Source organism: Nocardia sp. GP40, from assembly GCF_050434125.1.
GTDB classification, from domain to species: domain Bacteria; phylum Actinomycetota; class Actinomycetes; order Mycobacteriales; family Mycobacteriaceae; genus Nocardia; species Nocardia albiluteola.
In genome coordinates this window covers 270,280-285,425 of sequence record NZ_JBNPVW010000013.1, presented here as the reverse complement: position 1 = coordinate 285,425, position 15,146 = coordinate 270,280, and the positions used below count along the sequence as shown (strand labels likewise).

Annotated in this window: 14 protein-coding genes; 4 read left to right on the top strand and 10 right to left on the bottom strand. The window is 68.9% G+C overall.

Features of this window, described 5'->3' with window-relative positions; genetic code table 11:
• Nucleotides 1–19 precede the first annotated feature (19 nt).
• The 5 genes from rpsK to ABH933_RS33705 all read right to left on the bottom strand — a co-directional run bounded on the left by rpsK (nucleotide 20) and on the right by ABH933_RS33705 (nucleotide 2,952).
• Nucleotides 20–433, bottom strand: a complete 414-nt coding sequence (gene rpsK, locus ABH933_RS33725) for a 30S ribosomal protein S11 (RefSeq protein WP_215924056.1) — start codon at nucleotides 431–433, stop codon at nucleotides 20–22.
• A 9-nt stretch (nucleotides 434–442) separates the two neighbouring features.
• Nucleotides 443–814, bottom strand: coding sequence for a 30S ribosomal protein S13 (rpsM, locus tag ABH933_RS33720; RefSeq protein WP_215924057.1), 372 nt, complete (start codon nucleotides 812–814; stop codon nucleotides 443–445).
• Nucleotides 815–1,023: 209 nt separating this feature from the next.
• The gene (gene rpmJ / locus ABH933_RS33715) at nucleotides 1,024–1,137 is read right to left on the bottom strand and encodes a 50S ribosomal protein L36 (protein ID WP_429421827.1); all 114 of its coding nucleotides are present in this window, start codon (nucleotides 1,135–1,137) and stop codon (nucleotides 1,024–1,026) included.
• Between the two features lie 96 nt (nucleotides 1,138–1,233).
• Nucleotides 1,234–1,455, bottom strand: coding sequence for a translation initiation factor IF-1 (infA, locus tag ABH933_RS33710; RefSeq protein WP_040804562.1), 222 nt, complete (start codon nucleotides 1,453–1,455; stop codon nucleotides 1,234–1,236).
• Between the two features lie 243 nt (nucleotides 1,456–1,698).
• The gene (locus ABH933_RS33705) at nucleotides 1,699–2,952 is read right to left on the bottom strand and encodes an MFS transporter (protein WP_429421824.1); all 1,254 of its coding nucleotides are present in this window, start codon (nucleotides 2,950–2,952) and stop codon (nucleotides 1,699–1,701) included.
• 949 nt (nucleotides 2,953–3,901) lie between these two features.
• Here ABH933_RS33705 and ABH933_RS33700 point away from each other — a divergent pair.
• Nucleotides 3,902–5,557 (top strand): AAA family ATPase, encoded by a 1,656-nt coding sequence (locus ABH933_RS33700; protein ID WP_429421963.1) that lies wholly within the window; start codon nucleotides 3,902–3,904, stop codon nucleotides 5,555–5,557.
• A gap of 257 nt (nucleotides 5,558–5,814) precedes the next feature.
• Here ABH933_RS33700 and tsaA read toward each other — a convergent pair whose 3' ends face one another.
• Nucleotides 5,815–6,240, bottom strand: a complete 426-nt coding sequence (tsaA, locus tag ABH933_RS33695) for a tRNA (N6-threonylcarbamoyladenosine(37)-N6)-methyltransferase TrmO (protein WP_429421823.1) — start codon at nucleotides 6,238–6,240, stop codon at nucleotides 5,815–5,817.
• An 82-nt stretch (nucleotides 6,241–6,322) separates the two neighbouring features.
• Between tsaA and ABH933_RS33690 the strand changes: the two genes are divergently transcribed.
• Nucleotides 6,323–7,288 carry a hypothetical protein gene (locus ABH933_RS33690; protein WP_429421821.1) on the top strand — a complete coding sequence of 322 codons (966 nt, stop codon included), beginning with the start codon at nucleotides 6,323–6,325 and terminating at the stop codon, nucleotides 7,286–7,288.
• 91 nt (nucleotides 7,289–7,379) lie between these two features.
• Here ABH933_RS33690 and ABH933_RS33685 read toward each other — a convergent pair whose 3' ends face one another.
• On the bottom strand, nucleotides 7,380–7,880 hold the full coding sequence (locus tag ABH933_RS33685; protein WP_429421820.1) for a DUF4254 domain-containing protein: 501 nt from the start codon (nucleotides 7,878–7,880) through the stop codon (nucleotides 7,380–7,382).
• Nucleotides 7,881–8,056: 176 nt separating this feature from the next.
• Here ABH933_RS33685 and ABH933_RS33680 point away from each other — a divergent pair, with 176 nt between their 5' ends.
• Together ABH933_RS33680 and ABH933_RS33675 are read left to right on the top strand one after the other, a co-directional pair.
• Nucleotides 8,057–8,896: a GntR family transcriptional regulator gene (locus ABH933_RS33680; RefSeq protein WP_429421818.1), complete on the top strand. Its 840-nt coding sequence runs from the start codon at nucleotides 8,057–8,059 to the stop codon at nucleotides 8,894–8,896.
• Nucleotides 8,893–9,468, top strand: a complete 576-nt coding sequence (locus ABH933_RS33675; protein WP_429421816.1) for a GNAT family N-acetyltransferase — start codon at nucleotides 8,893–8,895, stop codon at nucleotides 9,466–9,468. The genes ABH933_RS33680 and ABH933_RS33675 overlap by 4 nt, the downstream gene beginning before the upstream one ends.
• Nucleotides 9,469–9,484: 16 nt before the next feature.
• Here ABH933_RS33675 and ABH933_RS33670 read toward each other — a convergent pair whose 3' ends face one another.
• The 3 genes from ABH933_RS33670 to eccCa all read right to left on the bottom strand — a co-directional run bounded on the left by ABH933_RS33670 (nucleotide 9,485) and on the right by eccCa (nucleotide 15,142).
• Complete coding sequence (locus ABH933_RS33670; protein ID WP_429421814.1) at nucleotides 9,485–10,720, bottom strand: DUF7373 family lipoprotein; 1,236 nt, start codon at nucleotides 10,718–10,720, stop codon at nucleotides 9,485–9,487.
• The gene (locus tag ABH933_RS33665; protein ID WP_429421812.1) at nucleotides 10,717–10,938 is read right to left on the bottom strand and encodes a hypothetical protein; all 222 of its coding nucleotides are present in this window, start codon (nucleotides 10,936–10,938) and stop codon (nucleotides 10,717–10,719) included. Before ABH933_RS33665 ends, ABH933_RS33670 begins: the two co-directional genes overlap by 4 nt.
• A gap of 154 nt (nucleotides 10,939–11,092) precedes the next feature.
• Nucleotides 11,093–15,142 (bottom strand): type VII secretion protein EccCa, encoded by a 4,050-nt coding sequence (gene eccCa, locus ABH933_RS33660; protein WP_429421810.1) that lies wholly within the window; start codon nucleotides 15,140–15,142, stop codon nucleotides 11,093–11,095.
• Between the last annotated feature and the right edge of the window lie 4 nt (nucleotides 15,143–15,146).

Below are 15,146 nucleotides of genomic sequence, written 5' to 3'. Positions count from 1 at the left end.
TTCGCTAAATCCTTTCCCGCTAGACGCGACGCCGCTTGGGCGGACGGCAGCCGTTGTGGGGCTGCGGGGTGACGTCGGAGATCGTGCCCACCTCGAGGCCGGCGGCCTGCAGCGAACGGATCGCGGTCTCACGGCCCGAACCCGGGCCCTTGACGAACACGTCGACCTTCTTGACGCCGTTCTCCTGCGCCTTGCGGGCAGCGTTCTCGGCGGCGAGCTGCGCGGCGAACGGGGTCGACTTACGCGAACCCTTGAAACCGACGTGGCCCGAGGACGCCCACGAGATGACGTTGCCCTCAGGGTCGGTGATCGACACGATGGTGTTGTTGAACGTGGACTTGATGTGCGCGTGGCCGTGCGGGACGTTCTTCTTGTCCCTGCGACGCGCCTTGGGCGACTTCTTGGGGCCGGAGGCCCGACTCTTAGGAGGCATTCGCTATCCCTACTTCTTCTTGCCGGCGACGGTCTTCTTCGGACCCTTGCGCGTGCGCGCATTGGTCTTGGTCCGCTGGCCGCGCACCGGCAGGTGGCGACGGTGGCGGATGCCCTGGTAGCACTGGATCTCGATCTTGCGGCGGATGTCGGCCTGCACCTCACGGCGCAGGTCGCCCTCGACCTTGAGGTCCGACGCCTCGATGTAATCGCGCAACCGGGTGACGTCGTCGTCGGAGAGATCCTTCGAACGCAGGTCGGGGCTGACGCCCGTGGCCGCGAGGATCTCCTTGGAGCGGGTACGACCGATACCGAAAATGTAGGTCAGCGCGATCTCCATGCGCTTTTCGCGCGGGAGGTCGACGCCCATCAGACGTGCCATGTGGCATTTCCTTCATGTTGCGGAGGTCTGCTCCCTGTCCGTCCCCTCGTGTGGGGCCCCGGCCTCCGTACCGGGGGTAGGTCTGGCATCCGCCCGCATGTCCTCACGGACACTGCGAGCTCGCCGATGCCGACTGGCGCTGGGAGTTCTTCTTCTCTGCCAATCCGAACCGCGTTCGGTGCTTGGCCGGTGAGCGAACCGCCGGGGAATTAACCCTGACGCTGCTTGTGACGCAGGTTTTCGCAGATCACCATGACCCGGCCGTGACGGCGGATCACCTTGCACTTCTCGCAGATCTTCTTGACGCTCGGGTTGACCTTCACGTCAGATCCAATCTGTTTCCGGGTTCACTGGGTGTGAACACACGTGTTCCCCAGCCAGGTGGCTGGGGAAGTTTCATTCGTCGTGACGGCGAGCCGTCACTTGTAGCGGTAGACGATGCGACCGCGGGTCAGGTCGTAGGGCGAAAGCTCCACGACCACGCGATCCTCGGGGAGGATGCGGATGTAGTGCTGCCGCATCTTGCCACTGATGTGGGCGAGTACCTTGTGACCGTTCTCCAGCTCGATGCGGAACATCGCGTTGGGCAACGGCTCGATTACACGGCCCTCGACCTCGATGGCCCCTTCCTTCTTCGCCATATCCTCCGCGATCCCGTTTGTGCTGAAACCCTGATTGGTTGCAGCTGATCGGCTAACTGTCACTGCCGTTTTCATCCACGAGCGGCAATTTTCGTGCACTCCCGCCGCCCTGATGCCATACTCACCGGACAGACCCCATGCAGAGATGAGTGACCGGCGTGTAGGTGCACCGCCGACCAAGCTTACCCGTGCCCCCATCATCTGGCCAAATGCCCCGATTTCGCCCTGCGCGGACGGCCGCGCTCAGGGCTCGAGGGGGCCGCGTCCGATCCGCGGGCCCCACACCACGATCAGCGCGAGCATGATCACCAGCGCCGCGGTGATGACGGTGAACACCGCGCCGGGCCCGTGCCGGTCCAGCATGGGCAACAGCACGAACGGCAGGATCGCGGTGCTGAGCTTGGACAGCGAGTAGGTCGCGCCCGAGGCGGTGCCGCGCACGCTGGTCGGGAACGATTCGGGTAGGTAGGTGTGCAGCGCGTCGGAGAAGACGTTGCTGGCCAGCGTGAACAGCCCGCCCGAGAGCAGGATCAGCGGCACGCTGGTGGCGAAGCCGAAGATCAGGCCGAAGATCGCCATCGCCGCGGTCGAGGCGAGCACCAGGTACTTGCGCTCCATCCGCTCGATCAGCGGGATCGCCAGCAGCGAGCCGATCGGATAGCCCAGATACGTGATCGCCAGGTAGCCCAGCGAATTCACCACGGTGAAGCCCTTGTGCTGCAGCACCAGCACCGCCAGCGTGCCGAAGCCGTAATAGCCGAACACCTGCAGGATCATCACCGCGGAGAACAGTCCGGTGCGCCCGGCCAGCGGCCTGCGCAGAATCCGCGCGAACGGCACCCGTTCCCGCGCCCGGTCCCGGCCCGCGGTCCAGTGCGGCGACTCGGGCATCGCCCGCCGCGCGACGAACACCAGCCCGGCACCCAGGCCGCCGATCACGAACAGCCAGCGCCAGCCCGCGACTCCCAGCGGATGCAGCGGAACCAGCCAGCGCGCCAGGAAGCCCACCGCCGGCACCGCGCAGAAGCCCAGCGTGTACGCGATCGAGATCATCCGGCCGCGCACCTGCGGCGGCATGACCTCCGAGAGATAGGTGTCCGACAGCGTCGTCTCCGCGCCGATGCCCAGGCCCGCCAGCGCCCGGGTCGCCATCAGGAACCACACGTTCGGGCTGAAGGCACCCAGCAGCGTGAAGCCCGCGTACACCCCGATGTTGATCATGAACATCCGGCGGCGGCCGAAGACGTCCGAGAGCCGTCCCAGCACCAGCGCGCCCAAGAACTGCCCCGCGAAGGCCGAGGCGAGAATGCCGCTGAGCTCGGTGGTCGACAGGTGCATCTGCTGCTTGAAGACGCCGGTGATCGTCCCAGCCAGGAACAGCTCGTAGAGATCGAAGAACAGGCCCATGCCGACGAGGGCGACGAGTTTGCGGTGGACCGGCCGGATCGGCAGTTCGTCCAGACGCAGCCCGTCTCCGTTTTCCACCGACGTAGCCATCGCGCCCCTCCGATCTCGCAACTGCCCGGCAATCGCACGCGCCAGAGCGTGAGCCAGACTACACGGGGCACGGGTGCACTCCGGGCGAACTCGGCCGGACGGCAGATCCCTCCCAGTTGCCGGGGCCCGGGTAAACTGCGCACTGTCCAGACAACGGCCCAGCAGATCCCAGGGGGACACCAGTGAGCGAGCGCAGCGAGTCAGTTCCAGGCGCAGCGCACGCAGCTATGGTCGGCACCATCGAGATCGCCAGCGAGGTGCAGCTGTGAGTAACGAACTTCCCATGCTGCCGCCGTGGCTCTCGGAGGGCGAGGCCTCGCAGTCGGGTTACGAAGCGCCGGTACAGAATCTGCCGCAGCAGAGCCTCATCGCGGAGAAGGCGCCGCGGCGGCGGTTCGGCCGCAAGGCCGATGCCGAGAAGTCCGAGCCCGAGTCGCTCAAGAACAGCGGCAAGAAAAAGAAGAAGGGCAAGTCCGAGGAGGCGCCCGAGCAGCGCCCCTGGGGCGAGCCGCAGCAGGAATGGGGCCAGCCGCAATCCGAGGCGGCACAGAACTTTTCCGAGGGCGCCACGCAGACCTGGAGCGCGCAGCCGGACGGCGCTGCGCCGCAGCTGGATCCGCAGCTGCGCCCGCCGAATGCGCCGCACCCGAACGGGGATGGTGGCGGGTTCGCGCCCAACGGACAGCAACTCCCCCAGGGCTTCCCGCCTCCGGGCCCCGACCAGCAGCACCTCGCGCAGGGTTTCCCCGGGCAGGAACAGTATGGCCCGGGCCCGCAGGGCGAGTTCCCCGCGCAGCAACCGCCGCCGGGAATGCTGCCGCAGGGGCCCCGGCAGTCGGGGCCGATGCCGCAGGTGCCCCCGGCCAACCGGCCGCCGATTTCCGAGGCGCCGCAGGCGTTCTCGGGTCAGTTCCCTGCCGCACCCCCGGAGTCCGGCGACGCGGGTGAGATGACGGTGAAGGTCGGCGGCCGTCCCGATCTGCCGCCGCCGCCCGAGGCGCCCCAGCGGCCACCGCTGCCCGAGCCGCCGGGCCCGGGCGAGCTCGCACCGCCCGAGGCCGCGGCCCGGCCGCACACGGCCCCGCCGCAGCCGTTCGTGGAGCCCGTCGCCGACGAGGCCCCCCCGTGGCTGGAGAGTCCGGAATCTGCTGCGGCACAGGTCGCTCCGGCCCCCGTTCCGCAGGATCCGAAACCCGCCGCGCCGCAGCCGGATACGGCCGCGCGCCCGGACAGCGGCAACTGGCCCATTGCCCAGGGCGACGGCGACGGGCGGCATCGGGCATTCGATACCCCCGCGCCGACGCACCCGGGCCCCGAGGCCGACCAGACCGTCATGATGGGCCGCCAGGTCGATCAGAACGCGCCCGCGCCGTATCCGCCGGGGCCGCAGAACTTCCCGCAGGGTCCGCCCAACGGCTACGCCGGGCAGCCCCAGCCCGGGCCGCCGGGCCAGCAACAGCCGCCCCAGGGATTCGGTTCGCCGCCACAGGGATTCGGCCCGAGCCCCACGGCCCCGGGCCCCATCACCCCGGCCGACCCGCGGTTCGCGCCACCGGGCCCGCCGCCCGGGCAGCAGTGGCAGTCCCCGCCGGGCCAGCCGGCGCAGTACCAGGGGCAGCACCCCTATCAGCAGCAGCCACCACCGCATCAGCAGTTCCGCGGCCCCCAGGGCGGCCCGCAGCCGTCGCTGGACGACGTCCCGGTGCGCCGGGCGAAGAAGGCGCCCGGCACAGGCTGGCGGCGCACGGTGCACCACGTCACCGGCGGCGCGATCAATCCCGGCATGTCGGCCGAGGAGCGCCGCCTGCAGGAGCTGGTGGCCCGCATCCGGCAGCCGGTCCAGGGCGATTACCGCATCGCGGTGCTCTCGCTCAAGGGCGGCGTCGGCAAGACCACCACGACCATGGGCATCGGCTCGATCTTCGCCTCGATCCGCGGCGACCGGGTCATCGCGGTGGACGCCAACCCGGACTTCGGCACGCTGTCCCAGCGCGTGCAGCTGCAGACCCGCTCCACGGTGCGGGATCTGCTGCTGGATCCGGCGATCAACTCGTACGGCGACGTGCGCCGGCACACCTCACAGGGCACCAGCCGACTGGAAGTGCTTGCCAGCGAACGGGATCCGGCCGCCTCGGAGTCCTTCAGCGAGGACGAATACCGGCAGGTGGCGCGGATCCTGCAGCGGTTCTACAACATCATCCTCACCGACTGCGGCACCGGCCTGATGCACTCGGCGATGGCGGGCGTGCTGGAGCTGGCGCATTCGCTGGTGCTGATCTCCTCCTCGGCGATCGACGGCGCCCGCAGCGCCGCGGCCACCCTGGACTGGCTCTCGCTGCACGGGCACGATCACCTGGTGCGCAACGCGGTCGTGGTGATCAACCTGCCCCGGCCCGGCTCACCGAACGTGGGCATCCAGCAGCTGCGCGAGTACTTCCTCTCGCGCTGCCGCGCGGTGCACATCATCCCCTACGACCCGCACCTGTCCGAGGGCGCCGAGATCGAACTGGCTCGCCTGCACAAGAACACCAAGCGCGCCCTGGTCGAGCTCGCCGCCACCGTCGCCGACGATTTCGCCACCGAACACCGGCGGTTCACCTACTGAACCGCCGGGCGGCGCTCCGCGCCTGCGGCCGGATCGCATGTATTGCCGCGCAGTTGCGGCCGACGTGTGCGTATCACCGCGCAGTCGCGAGCGGCCGTGTGCCGCCGGGCAGTTGCAGCCAACACGCGGTCCGCGTTGCCGGGTGCTGTGCCGATTGCGGTGCGAAGCTGTACCTTCCGCCGCTCGATAGCCGGTCGGCGCTGTCGCGCGGGCTCGACCGAGGATCTAGCCCGCGCCATGCCGCGTCGTTCCGCCCCTCACCGTTCGGCGATCGGCTCCAGAACGGGCTTGATGTCGATAATCGGCGTACCGTCCAGCGCCTCGAGTCCGTCGACTGTCACCGTCGTGCCCGCGACGGCGGTAACCGTCACCTCGTGCAGACCGATCGGGTTGGGGCGGTCGGGCGAGCGGGTGGCGAAGACCCCGGTTGCGGGGCGGTCGCCCTCACCGCGGGGGTGCACCTGCTGCACCGTGCGATCGGTGCGGTCCAACCAGGTGAGGATCACGATGCGCAGGCCCGGACGCAAATCGGCTGCGGCGGTGGCGAATTCGGGATCGATCAGCAGATCCGCGGGCGGCGCGCCCTCATCGGCCTGCCGGGGGCCTTGGCCGCGAGCGGTCAGAATCGAGCGCACGCTGCCGATCGGGCGCAGTTCGATGGCTGGGTCGGGCTGTGTCGTCATGCGGTGGGCTCCTCGAATATTCACGGCGGTACCACACCATCATCCTTGCTGAATGCCGTTCCGCCGCGATAGGTTGCGCTGCGTGCTCAACAGACGTTTCGGGGTGGGGGTTCTCGCGCTCGCGGCGCTGGTCGCGGCGCTGGCCGGGTGTGGCATGAGCGGGACCGCGATACCCATGGTGTCGGACCAGCCGCTGGCCTCGTATCGTGCGCAGTTGAGCGCAGACGATCAGCAGGAGCTGTCCGCCCGGGATCAGGAGCGGCTACTGGACCCGTGCGGGTTCGCCGACGCCACTGCCCTGGCCTCGCTGGGCAAGCCGGTGTCCATCGGCCCGGCGCAGAATTTCGAGGTGTGCTCGATCGACTACCCGAGGGGCACCTACACCGTCGATGTCACCCTGGGGCAGTGGGACGAATCCCCCATCCGGACAATCGATCTCGGCGACATCAAGCTCGGGGTGACGCCCAGTGGGAGCAATACCTGCAGCATCACCGTGCCGTACCTGCCGCATTCGTTCAACTACGCGGTGACCAGTCACAACAACACCAACGCCTGCGACGCCGCGATCACCTTCGCCCGCGCGGCCCTGCCCCTGCCCAAGACCCCGCCGCTGCGCATGAACAGCAGGGTCAGCCTGAACACCCCGCTGACTCGCCTGGACCCCTGCGCCGTCCTGTCGGTCATCGGCAAGGACCGCCCACGCCTGCAGGTGATCACCAACACCACCCCCTACAACTGCGATTTCTACCTCGACTCGAACCACGACGCGACCCGCCAGGAACTTACCGAGAATCAGAAGCCCCTCAGCGTCCTCGCGGGCGAGCGCCGGCTCGGCAAGGTCACCGACATCAACGGCGTACCCGGCGCGGTGACCGACTCCGGGAGCGCAGGCGGCTGCCGGATCGACCTGTTCCTGGACCAGTCCCACCCGATCTCCCGCGGCAACGACCAGTGGGTCGACGAGGTCGAAATGTCCGGCCACGGCAGCTGCGACTCGCTGAAGCGGACCGCGGCCGCACTGGTCGACGTCTACAAGAACATTCGCTGAGCGAAAACCAACGGCGAATTCCGCACAGGCGAGCGGATTTACGAGAGCCTGAACGCGGAAATCGTTGTGACGCCTGCGCGATCGGCGCCGCCTACCAGGCGGGAAGGCGGCGCCGGCCGGCCAGGACGTCGGCGACGAGGTCGTCGTAGGCATCGGCGAGCTCGGCCAGGTGATGCCAGGCGACGTGCAGGATCTCGTCGTTCGCGTCGAGGGTCATCAGGGCGTGGTGGGCGCGGACGGAGGCCTCGGCGATGCGGTCGATGACCGAGCCGATGGTTTCGGTGTGCAGGGTGGCGCCTAGGCGATGCTGCGGTATCGAACGGGAGATCCAGTCGTCGATCGCCATCACCAATTCGGTACGGCGGCGGTCGATCTCGATCAGCGTGGCCGGACTGGAGTCCGGTTCGGAACCGCCGTAGCCGATGAGGCGGCGCTCGTGCAGGACCGCGAGATCACGGGAGAACCACAGCAGGGGACCGCCGATGACGCGGTGACCGCGGCAGGCACGCAGGAGTAGGTCGGAGCCCGGCAGAATGCCGTTCATAAGGGCTTCCACCACAGTCGCACCCTGCGGCACATCGGGAACTGCCATGACCATCGTATGAGTTGTCTCCGAACCCGCCACGTTGCCTCGCCGTCATCGCCGTACAACCCTCGTTCAGGACGTTCATTACAATAAACCTCTGAAAGTGAGTGTCAAGGGTCACACGCCACCGGGAGCAGCAGGGTAGACTTCCTTTCCTTGAAGTAACAACCCGTAGGAGCGAGATGGCGGACGGTCCGAGGTACCAGCGGATCGCAGACCTCCTCCGCGAGGAGATCCGCAACGGCACATGGAAGCCCGGAGATCGGCTACCGAGCCACAACGAGCTGGCCGATCAGATGCAGGTATCAATTACAACCGCTCGCAACGCAATTCAGGTTCTGGTAGCCGAAAATCTGCTCTACACAGCAACTTCGCGCGGCACCATCGTGCGAAGTCAAGAGGTGCTGGAATACATTGTCACCAGCTCGATCCGCCCCGACCGCCCCAAGTCCACCCAGGACATCTTCTCCGAGCTCGCCCGCGCCGTCGGCCGCGAGCCGTCCAAGCAGTTCAGCGCGCGTATGGAACCGGCCGGCCCGGATGTGGCGATGTGGCTGGGCGTTCCGGAGGACTCCTGGGTGGTGGCCCGCACGGTCGTGCAGTACCTCGACAACGAACCCTGGTCGTGGGAAGTCAGTTTCTATCCACGGGACTTGGCAGAGGCCACCGGCGTCGACTCCCCCCACGACATTCCCGAGGGCACCACGCGCCGCCTGGCCCAGCGCGGCCACCCCGAATCCGCGCACCGCGACACCATTGTCGCGCGGCCGGCGAGTGCCGAGGAGGCCGCGGTGCTCGGTGTCGGTGTCGGCACCATGCTGCTGGATCACCTACGCATCGGCGCCAACGCCGACCGCGTCACCCGCGTGACCCGCCATCGCTCCATCGCCGCCCGCAACCGCCTGGCCTACGAACTCGGCGACGATGCCGGCACCGAGCTCATCCGCAAGACCCTCGGGACGCCGCAGCCCCCGGGCAATTCTCATTCCTTCGGTAACTCGCTGGTGCCGGGGCCGCCATGACCGTCCGCATTCGCCAGGCTGAGCCGTCCGATCTCGGCACCATCTGCCGACTACGGCTCCAGCGCACGGCCTGGCTTGCGGCCCGAGGCTCGGATCAGTGGACACGGCAGGGGCGGGGGCTCCCCATCGAGATATTTGCCCGCGCGGTGGGCCGCGCGGTAGACGCGCGCGAGACCTGGATCGCCGAGATCGACGGCGAACCCGCAGGCACCATCACCGTGAATGATCGTGCGGACGAAGGTCTCTGGTCCCCCGGCGAGCTCGCGGACGCGGTGATCGTGCACTACATGATCGTGGACCTGCGCTTCGCGGGCAACCGGGTGGGCTCGGCACTGCTGGCGCATGCGGCCGCCCTGGCCCGGCGGCGGCGCCGCACCTGGGTGCGGCTGGATGCCTGGACGACCAACACCGGCCTGCACGACTACTATCGGCGCTCCGGATTCCAGCTGGCCCGCGTCGCGGGGCCCGACGCATCGGGGCCCTCGACGGCCCTGTTCGAGCGCCGCGCCGACAGCTGGCACCTGCCCACCCCGGCGCTCACCGCCCCCGCCCAGTTCGCGACCGAAGGCTGATCGACGAGGGTATTCGCTACTGCGCGTTGGCAAGCAGCGCGTACTGCGCACTGGCGCGTTGCTGCACGTCGCCGAGCTGATCGCTCGATACCGTGGCCACGTACCGGCGGTAGCGCACGCGGCAGGTGTAGCGTTTGCCGGTCGGCCCGGCGTCGGTGTTCTCGCCGCAGCCCGCGGACGAGAGTCCGGGCGGGGTCTGAACGTCCTTGGGGGCGGTGGCATTCAGCGATTTCCACAGCGACGCCGCGGCCGCCTCGTCGCGCGCGCGCATCAGCACCGTGCTACCGGACAGGGCGACCCGGTCGACACCGTCGGCGGCCAGCAAGGCTTTGGTCGCGGCGGGCTCGGGGAGCCGGTGCAGCAGTGCGCGCGGGTCCATATCGCCCTCGGGGACGGTCGTTTTCGGGTCGAAATCGGGATTCGGATCGGGCGATACCTTCAGCGTGCGCCGCATCAGCCCGTCCGGGTCGTAGTCCAGGTGCAGCACATCCCTGCGCGACAACGGCTTCAGCGAGTCCAGCAGCGGCAGCTGGACATCGAGCGCCGTTGCGCTCAGCGCCGTCAGTGCGGCCAGGTCGGGCTGCGGGGTCCGGGCGAACAGGTCGACCACATAGGAGCCGTGGGCGATGCGGGCGCCCATCGTCCGGATATCCGGCCGCCAATGCGCCTTGGCCGCAGGGTATTTCGCCAGCTGCACGGGGACATTGCCGGGCGCCGCGGCGAAGTCGACCGCCTCGAGATCCCCGGCCGCCGCAGCCGCGGAGGCGTCGTCGGGGAATTGGAATACGGTGAGCGACAACGCGGTATCCCCCGCCACGGCGTGCGCGTTCGGTTCGGAGCGGTCGGCGCTGTCCGCGCCGAATCCGAACAACATGCCGTCCCGCTGGAGCACCGCCCGAAATTGGTCCTGCGCCACCGAGGACTCGTAGTCGCCGGGCTCGCGCAGCACGCTCATCCCGCCGCCGACAAGCGGGACCGGAATGGAAACGCCGGCGCCGACCTGCACCGGCACCTTGATCTCGGACCCGAGCGCCACGTGCCCGGCCAGCCGGATGATCGCCAATTCCGTCCCGGCGTCCAGGCTGTGACGGAACTCCGAACGGAACTCGAGCGGCTGGTCCGAGTACGCGCCGATGTCGAGTGCGCGGACATCGAGCTCACCGGCCACGGGACTGCCGGGCACCGACATGCCGCAGCCAGCCAGGGCGATCGCGGCCAGCGCCGAAACCGCCAGTACCCGTACCGTCTTCAACTCGCCATCCGCTCGGCTTCGAACAGGCCCGCCACGAACCTGGGATCGTTGGTGTGAAACGGCTTCGGCTGGGACGCATAGGGTCCCGGATCCAGCCGCGCGAGATCCACGGCGGGCTCCGGATCCCCGCCGCCGGTCGGGGACCCGCACGCCGCCGCGCCCGTCAGCAGCAGCGCGGCCACGGCAGTCACCACACAGCGCTTCACGATCGAGTCCACCTCCCCGCCGAACCCTAACAGCCGGCCAGGTCGCGCGGTGCCTCACTGCCACGCCCACCGACGTGCCCAGCAGAGCCGCATGCGCGCCGGGCAGGTGTGGTCGCCGGTGCGAAATGCCCCGTGGCGGCCCAGTTCAGCGGCGAAGCGTCTCCGCTTACAACGGCGGCAGATAGGCGATCTGCACCATCTCCTGGCCCGCGGTACGCGAGACCAGCACGCCGCGCCCGGGGGGCAGCTTGGTGGGCCGCACGTCGCCGATGATCTTGCCCTCGTCGCGCGGACCGCTCATGATCAGCGCGGCCACCGACATGTTCTTCATGCCGCCCAGCACGGGATCGAACAGCGCCCGGGACACACCGCCGGTGCGGCGGGTGACGATCAGGTGCACGCCGATATCCCTTGCCTGCGGCAGGTATTCGTTGAGCGGCAGCAGCGGGTTGTTCGAGCCCTGCACGACCATGTCGTAGTCGTCGACCAGGATGTAGATCTCCGGGCCGCTCCACCAGCTGCGCTCGCGCAGTTGCTGCGGGGTGATGTCCGCGCCCGGAATCCGCTCGGCCAGGAAGCCGACGACGTCCTTGATCATCGCGCCACAGGTCTGCGAGGAGGTGGAGTAGCCGGCCAGCTGCTCGCCCTCGACCACGCCGAGCATGGTGCGGCGGTAGTCGACCATGATGATGCGCGCCTGTTCGGGCGTGCAGCTCTCGGTGATGCCCATGGCGATGTTGCGCAGCAGCGTGGTCTTGCCGCACTCCACGTCGGCGAAGGCCATCAGGTGCGGCTCGGCCCCGAAATCCAGGACCAGCGGCTCCAATTCGTTCTCGCCGAGGCCGACCACGATCTTGGTCGAGCCCTGCTCGATACCGCGCGCCGCTGCCAGCTGCAACAGCTGCTCGCGGGAGAACTGCTGCGGCAGCATGCGCACCTCGGGCGCGCGGCGGGTGCCCCACAGCTGTTCCATGCCCTGCTTGGAGAGCGCGACGCCCTCGGACACGGTGGCGGGATCGGTGCGGGAGTCCAGGCGCGGCAGCGCCATCAGCATGTGCAGTTCCTCGGGCGTCAGACCGCGGCCGGGACGCCCGACCGGGACCAGCGCCGCGGTCCGGCGGCCCATCTCCGAATCCGACGGATCGCCCAGGCGCAGCTCGAGCCGCGTGCCGATCTGGTCCTTGACCACCGCGCGGATCTCGCCCCAGCGCGACGCGGCGAGCATCAGGTGGATACCGAAGGACAGGCCCTGCCCGGCGATCGCGTGGATCGCCGGCTCGAGCGTCTCGAACTCCTCGCGGATCGTCGCCCAGCCGTCGATGACCAGGAAGATGTCGCCGAACCTGTCGTGCTCCAGCGGATTTCCGGGCGGCATGGTGCCGTCGGTGCGGATCTGGGAGAACTTGCGGCGCCGGAACTCGGTCATGGATTCGATGCCGAGTTCGCTGAACCGCTCCTCGCGCTGGCGCATGATGGTGGTCAGCTCCGCGAGCGTGCGCCGGACCCGGTCCACGTCGAGGCGGCCCGCGACGGAGCCGACGTGCGGCATGCCGACCAGGCCCGCCATGCTGCCGCCACCGAAGTCCAGGCAGTAGAACTGCACCTGCTCGGGCGTGTGGGTGGCCGCGGCGGCCATGATGATGGTGCGCAGCGCGGTCGACTTGCCCGACTGCGGACCGCCCACCACCGCGACATGCCCTCGGGCGCCGGACAATTGGATGGTCAGCACGTCACGACGCTGCTCGTACGGCTTGTCGATGATGCCGATCGGCATCCACAGCTGGCCGTGCCGGTTGGCGGGCGAGCGCCAATCCGGGTCGGGCAGCAGCATGTCCACCGAGGGCGACTCCTCCAGCGGCGGCAGCCACACCTCGTGCGCGGGACGCCCATGCCCGGTCAGCCGCTTCACCACGACGGTGAGCAGCGAATCCGGAATGCCCTCCTCGGCCAGCGCCTCCGGGGTCGGCGGCTCCGGCAGTGCGAGCGGATCGAATTCGGGCTCCGGCTCTTCCGGCGGTTCCGGGATCTCCACCGGCGAGGCGGTGAACACCGTGGGCCGCCCGCCGTGGATTCGCCCGCCGGGGCCGACGACCGGCCCCGAGGTGGCCGGCGCCACGTACGGGCCCGAGACGTAGGTTGCGTTGAACCGCAACGGATCCGCGGCGTCGGTCTTCAGGTAGCCGGCACCCGGCACGCTGGGCAGGTGGTAGGCGTCGGTGATACCCAGCACCGCGCGGGATTCGTTGGCGGAGAAGGTACGCAGGCCGATGCGATAGGACAGGTGTGAGTCCAGGCCGCGCAGCTTGTTCTCCTCCAGGCGCTGCGAGGCCAGCAGCAGATGCACGTGCAGCGACCGGCCCAGCCGGCCGATCATCACGAACAGATCCGCGAAATCGGGCTTCTGCGAGAGCAGTTCGGAGAACTCGTCGACGACCACGAACAGCGCGGGCAGCGGGTCCAGCGGCGTGCCCGCGGCGCGGGCCTTCTCGTACTCGGTGACGTTGGCGAAGTTGCCCGCCGAGCGCAGCAGCTCCTGACGGCGATTCATCTCGCCGGCCAGGGCGTCCTTCATACGGTCGACCATGGACAGCTCGGCCTCGAGGTTGGTGATGACCGCCGCGACGTGCGGGAGCGGGTCCAACCCGAGAAACGTTGCGCCACCCTTGAAGTCGACCAGAATCAGGTTGAGCGCGTCCGGGGAGTGCGAGGCCACCATCGACAGCACCAGCGTGCGCAGGAACTCCGACTTACCCGAACCGGTTGCGCCGATGCACAATCCGTGCGGGCCCATGCCGTTCTCGGCGGACTCCTTGATGTCCAGGTCGACCGGCGTGCCGTCGGGCGTGATGCCGATCGGTACCCGCAGCCGCTCGCGCGGGGTGCGCGGGCGCCACACCTTGGCCGGCTCGATCTGCGCGGCGTCCGGGATCTTCAGCAGTGCCATCAGGCCCGGATCGGCGCGGGTCTCGTCGCCGAGGCTGACGATCTGCGCCGCGGTCGCGATCCGGTATCGGGCCAGCGAGCGGGCGAAGGTCTCGGCCTCGGGCAATCCAATCTCATCCACGGTGGCGAAGCGCTCCACCCCGGCCACGCTGCGCGCGCTGACCGCGCCGTCGCCGACGACCAGCTGCAGGCCGCGCCGCGCGGCCAGGCCGTTCTCGGGGGCGGTCAGGTCCAGCACCGTCACCGAGTCTAGGCCGGACTCGCTGACCAGTCGCTCGGTCCCGTTCACGTAGCCGTCGTCGATGACCACGAGCAGATGCGTGCGGCCCTGTGTCGGTTGCGGATTGCGCATGAACCGCCCGCGCTCCATCAGCTCCGCCGACAGCGAGGTCTCCAGCTCGCCCAGCGAGCCGTACATCATGCGCATCGAGCCCATGCCGTCGCGCGCGCTCGGATGCTGCAGGTGCGGTAGCCATTTCGCCCACGACCACGCCGGGCCGTCCGGATCCGCGCAGACGATCGCGACCGCGACGTGATCGGGACCGTGAAATGCGGTGAACTCCATCAGCATCGCGCGCACCAGCATGCGCGAGTCCTCGTCCGGGCCCTCGATGTTGATCGCGGGGAAGGCGCGCAGCGACACCGCGGTCGGCAGCTGGTGCACCACCGAATGGGTGCGCACGAACCGGCGCAGCGCGACCGTCGACACCGGCTCCAGGTCCTCGATCGGACCGGTCTCCGGACGGGCGAGTTTCGTTGCCAGCCGATGGCTTCCGACTCCGACGCGCACGTGCCCGAAGTCCGGGTCGTTGGGGCGGCGCTCCCACATCCGGCGGCTGCCGACCATCGATTCCAGGTCGACCGGTTCGGGATGGCTCCAGGTCAGCGATTCCAGCTGCTTGAGCCCCGTGCGCCGGACGTCCCGGCGGATCTGGTCGAGATAGCGGAAATAGTCCTTGCGTTCCTCGTTCAGCTCACCGGCGGACTTGTTGCCGCCGCCGCGGCTGAAGCCCATGACCATGCCGACCATCGACATCATCATCATCATCGGGAACATCATCATCATCGGGTTGCCCAGCAGCGACTTCCCCTGCGTCGCAAACATCGCCATCATGCCGACGACGGCCACGATCATGACGACCGGCATGATCCGGGCGATCAGCGGGCCGGGCACCGGCCTGGTGACCTCCGGCGGCGGGCTGAGCGTCACCTCGCCGCCCGGCGCCCGCGGCGGAGCGATGCGGGGACGGCGCACAAAACCTTCGGTAATCATGTTT

What these genes read in the sequence shown, in the direction of transcription:
- ABH933_RS33685 (WP_429421820.1), bottom strand. Translation starts at nt 7,880, where the DNA reads ATGGCAGTTCCCGATGTGCCGCAGGGTGCGACTGTGGTGGAAGCCCTT.
- rpsM (WP_215924057.1), bottom strand. Translation starts at nt 814, where the DNA reads ATGGCACGTCTGATGGGCGTCGACCTCCCGCGCGAAAAGCGCATGGAG.
- eccCa (WP_429421810.1), bottom strand. Translation starts at nt 15,142, where the DNA reads ATGATTACCGAAGGTTTTGTGCGCCGTCCCCGCATCGCTCCGCCGCGG.
- ABH933_RS33675 (WP_429421816.1), top strand. Translation starts at nt 8,893, where the DNA reads ATGACCGTCCGCATTCGCCAGGCTGAGCCGTCCGATCTCGGCACCATC.
- ABH933_RS33680 (WP_429421818.1), top strand. Translation starts at nt 8,057, where the DNA reads ATGGCGGACGGTCCGAGGTACCAGCGGATCGCAGACCTCCTCCGCGAG.
- infA (WP_040804562.1), bottom strand. Translation starts at nt 1,455, where the DNA reads ATGGCGAAGAAGGAAGGGGCCATCGAGGTCGAGGGCCGTGTAATCGAG.
- ABH933_RS33705 (WP_429421824.1), bottom strand. Translation starts at nt 2,952, where the DNA reads ATGGCTACGTCGGTGGAAAACGGAGACGGGCTGCGTCTGGACGAACTG.
- ABH933_RS33700 (WP_429421963.1), top strand. Translation starts at nt 3,902, where the DNA reads ATGACGGTGAAGGTCGGCGGCCGTCCCGATCTGCCGCCGCCGCCCGAG.
- rpsK (WP_215924056.1), bottom strand. Translation starts at nt 433, where the DNA reads ATGCCTCCTAAGAGTCGGGCCTCCGGCCCCAAGAAGTCGCCCAAGGCG.
- tsaA (WP_429421823.1), bottom strand. Translation starts at nt 6,240, where the DNA reads ATGACGACACAGCCCGACCCAGCCATCGAACTGCGCCCGATCGGCAGC.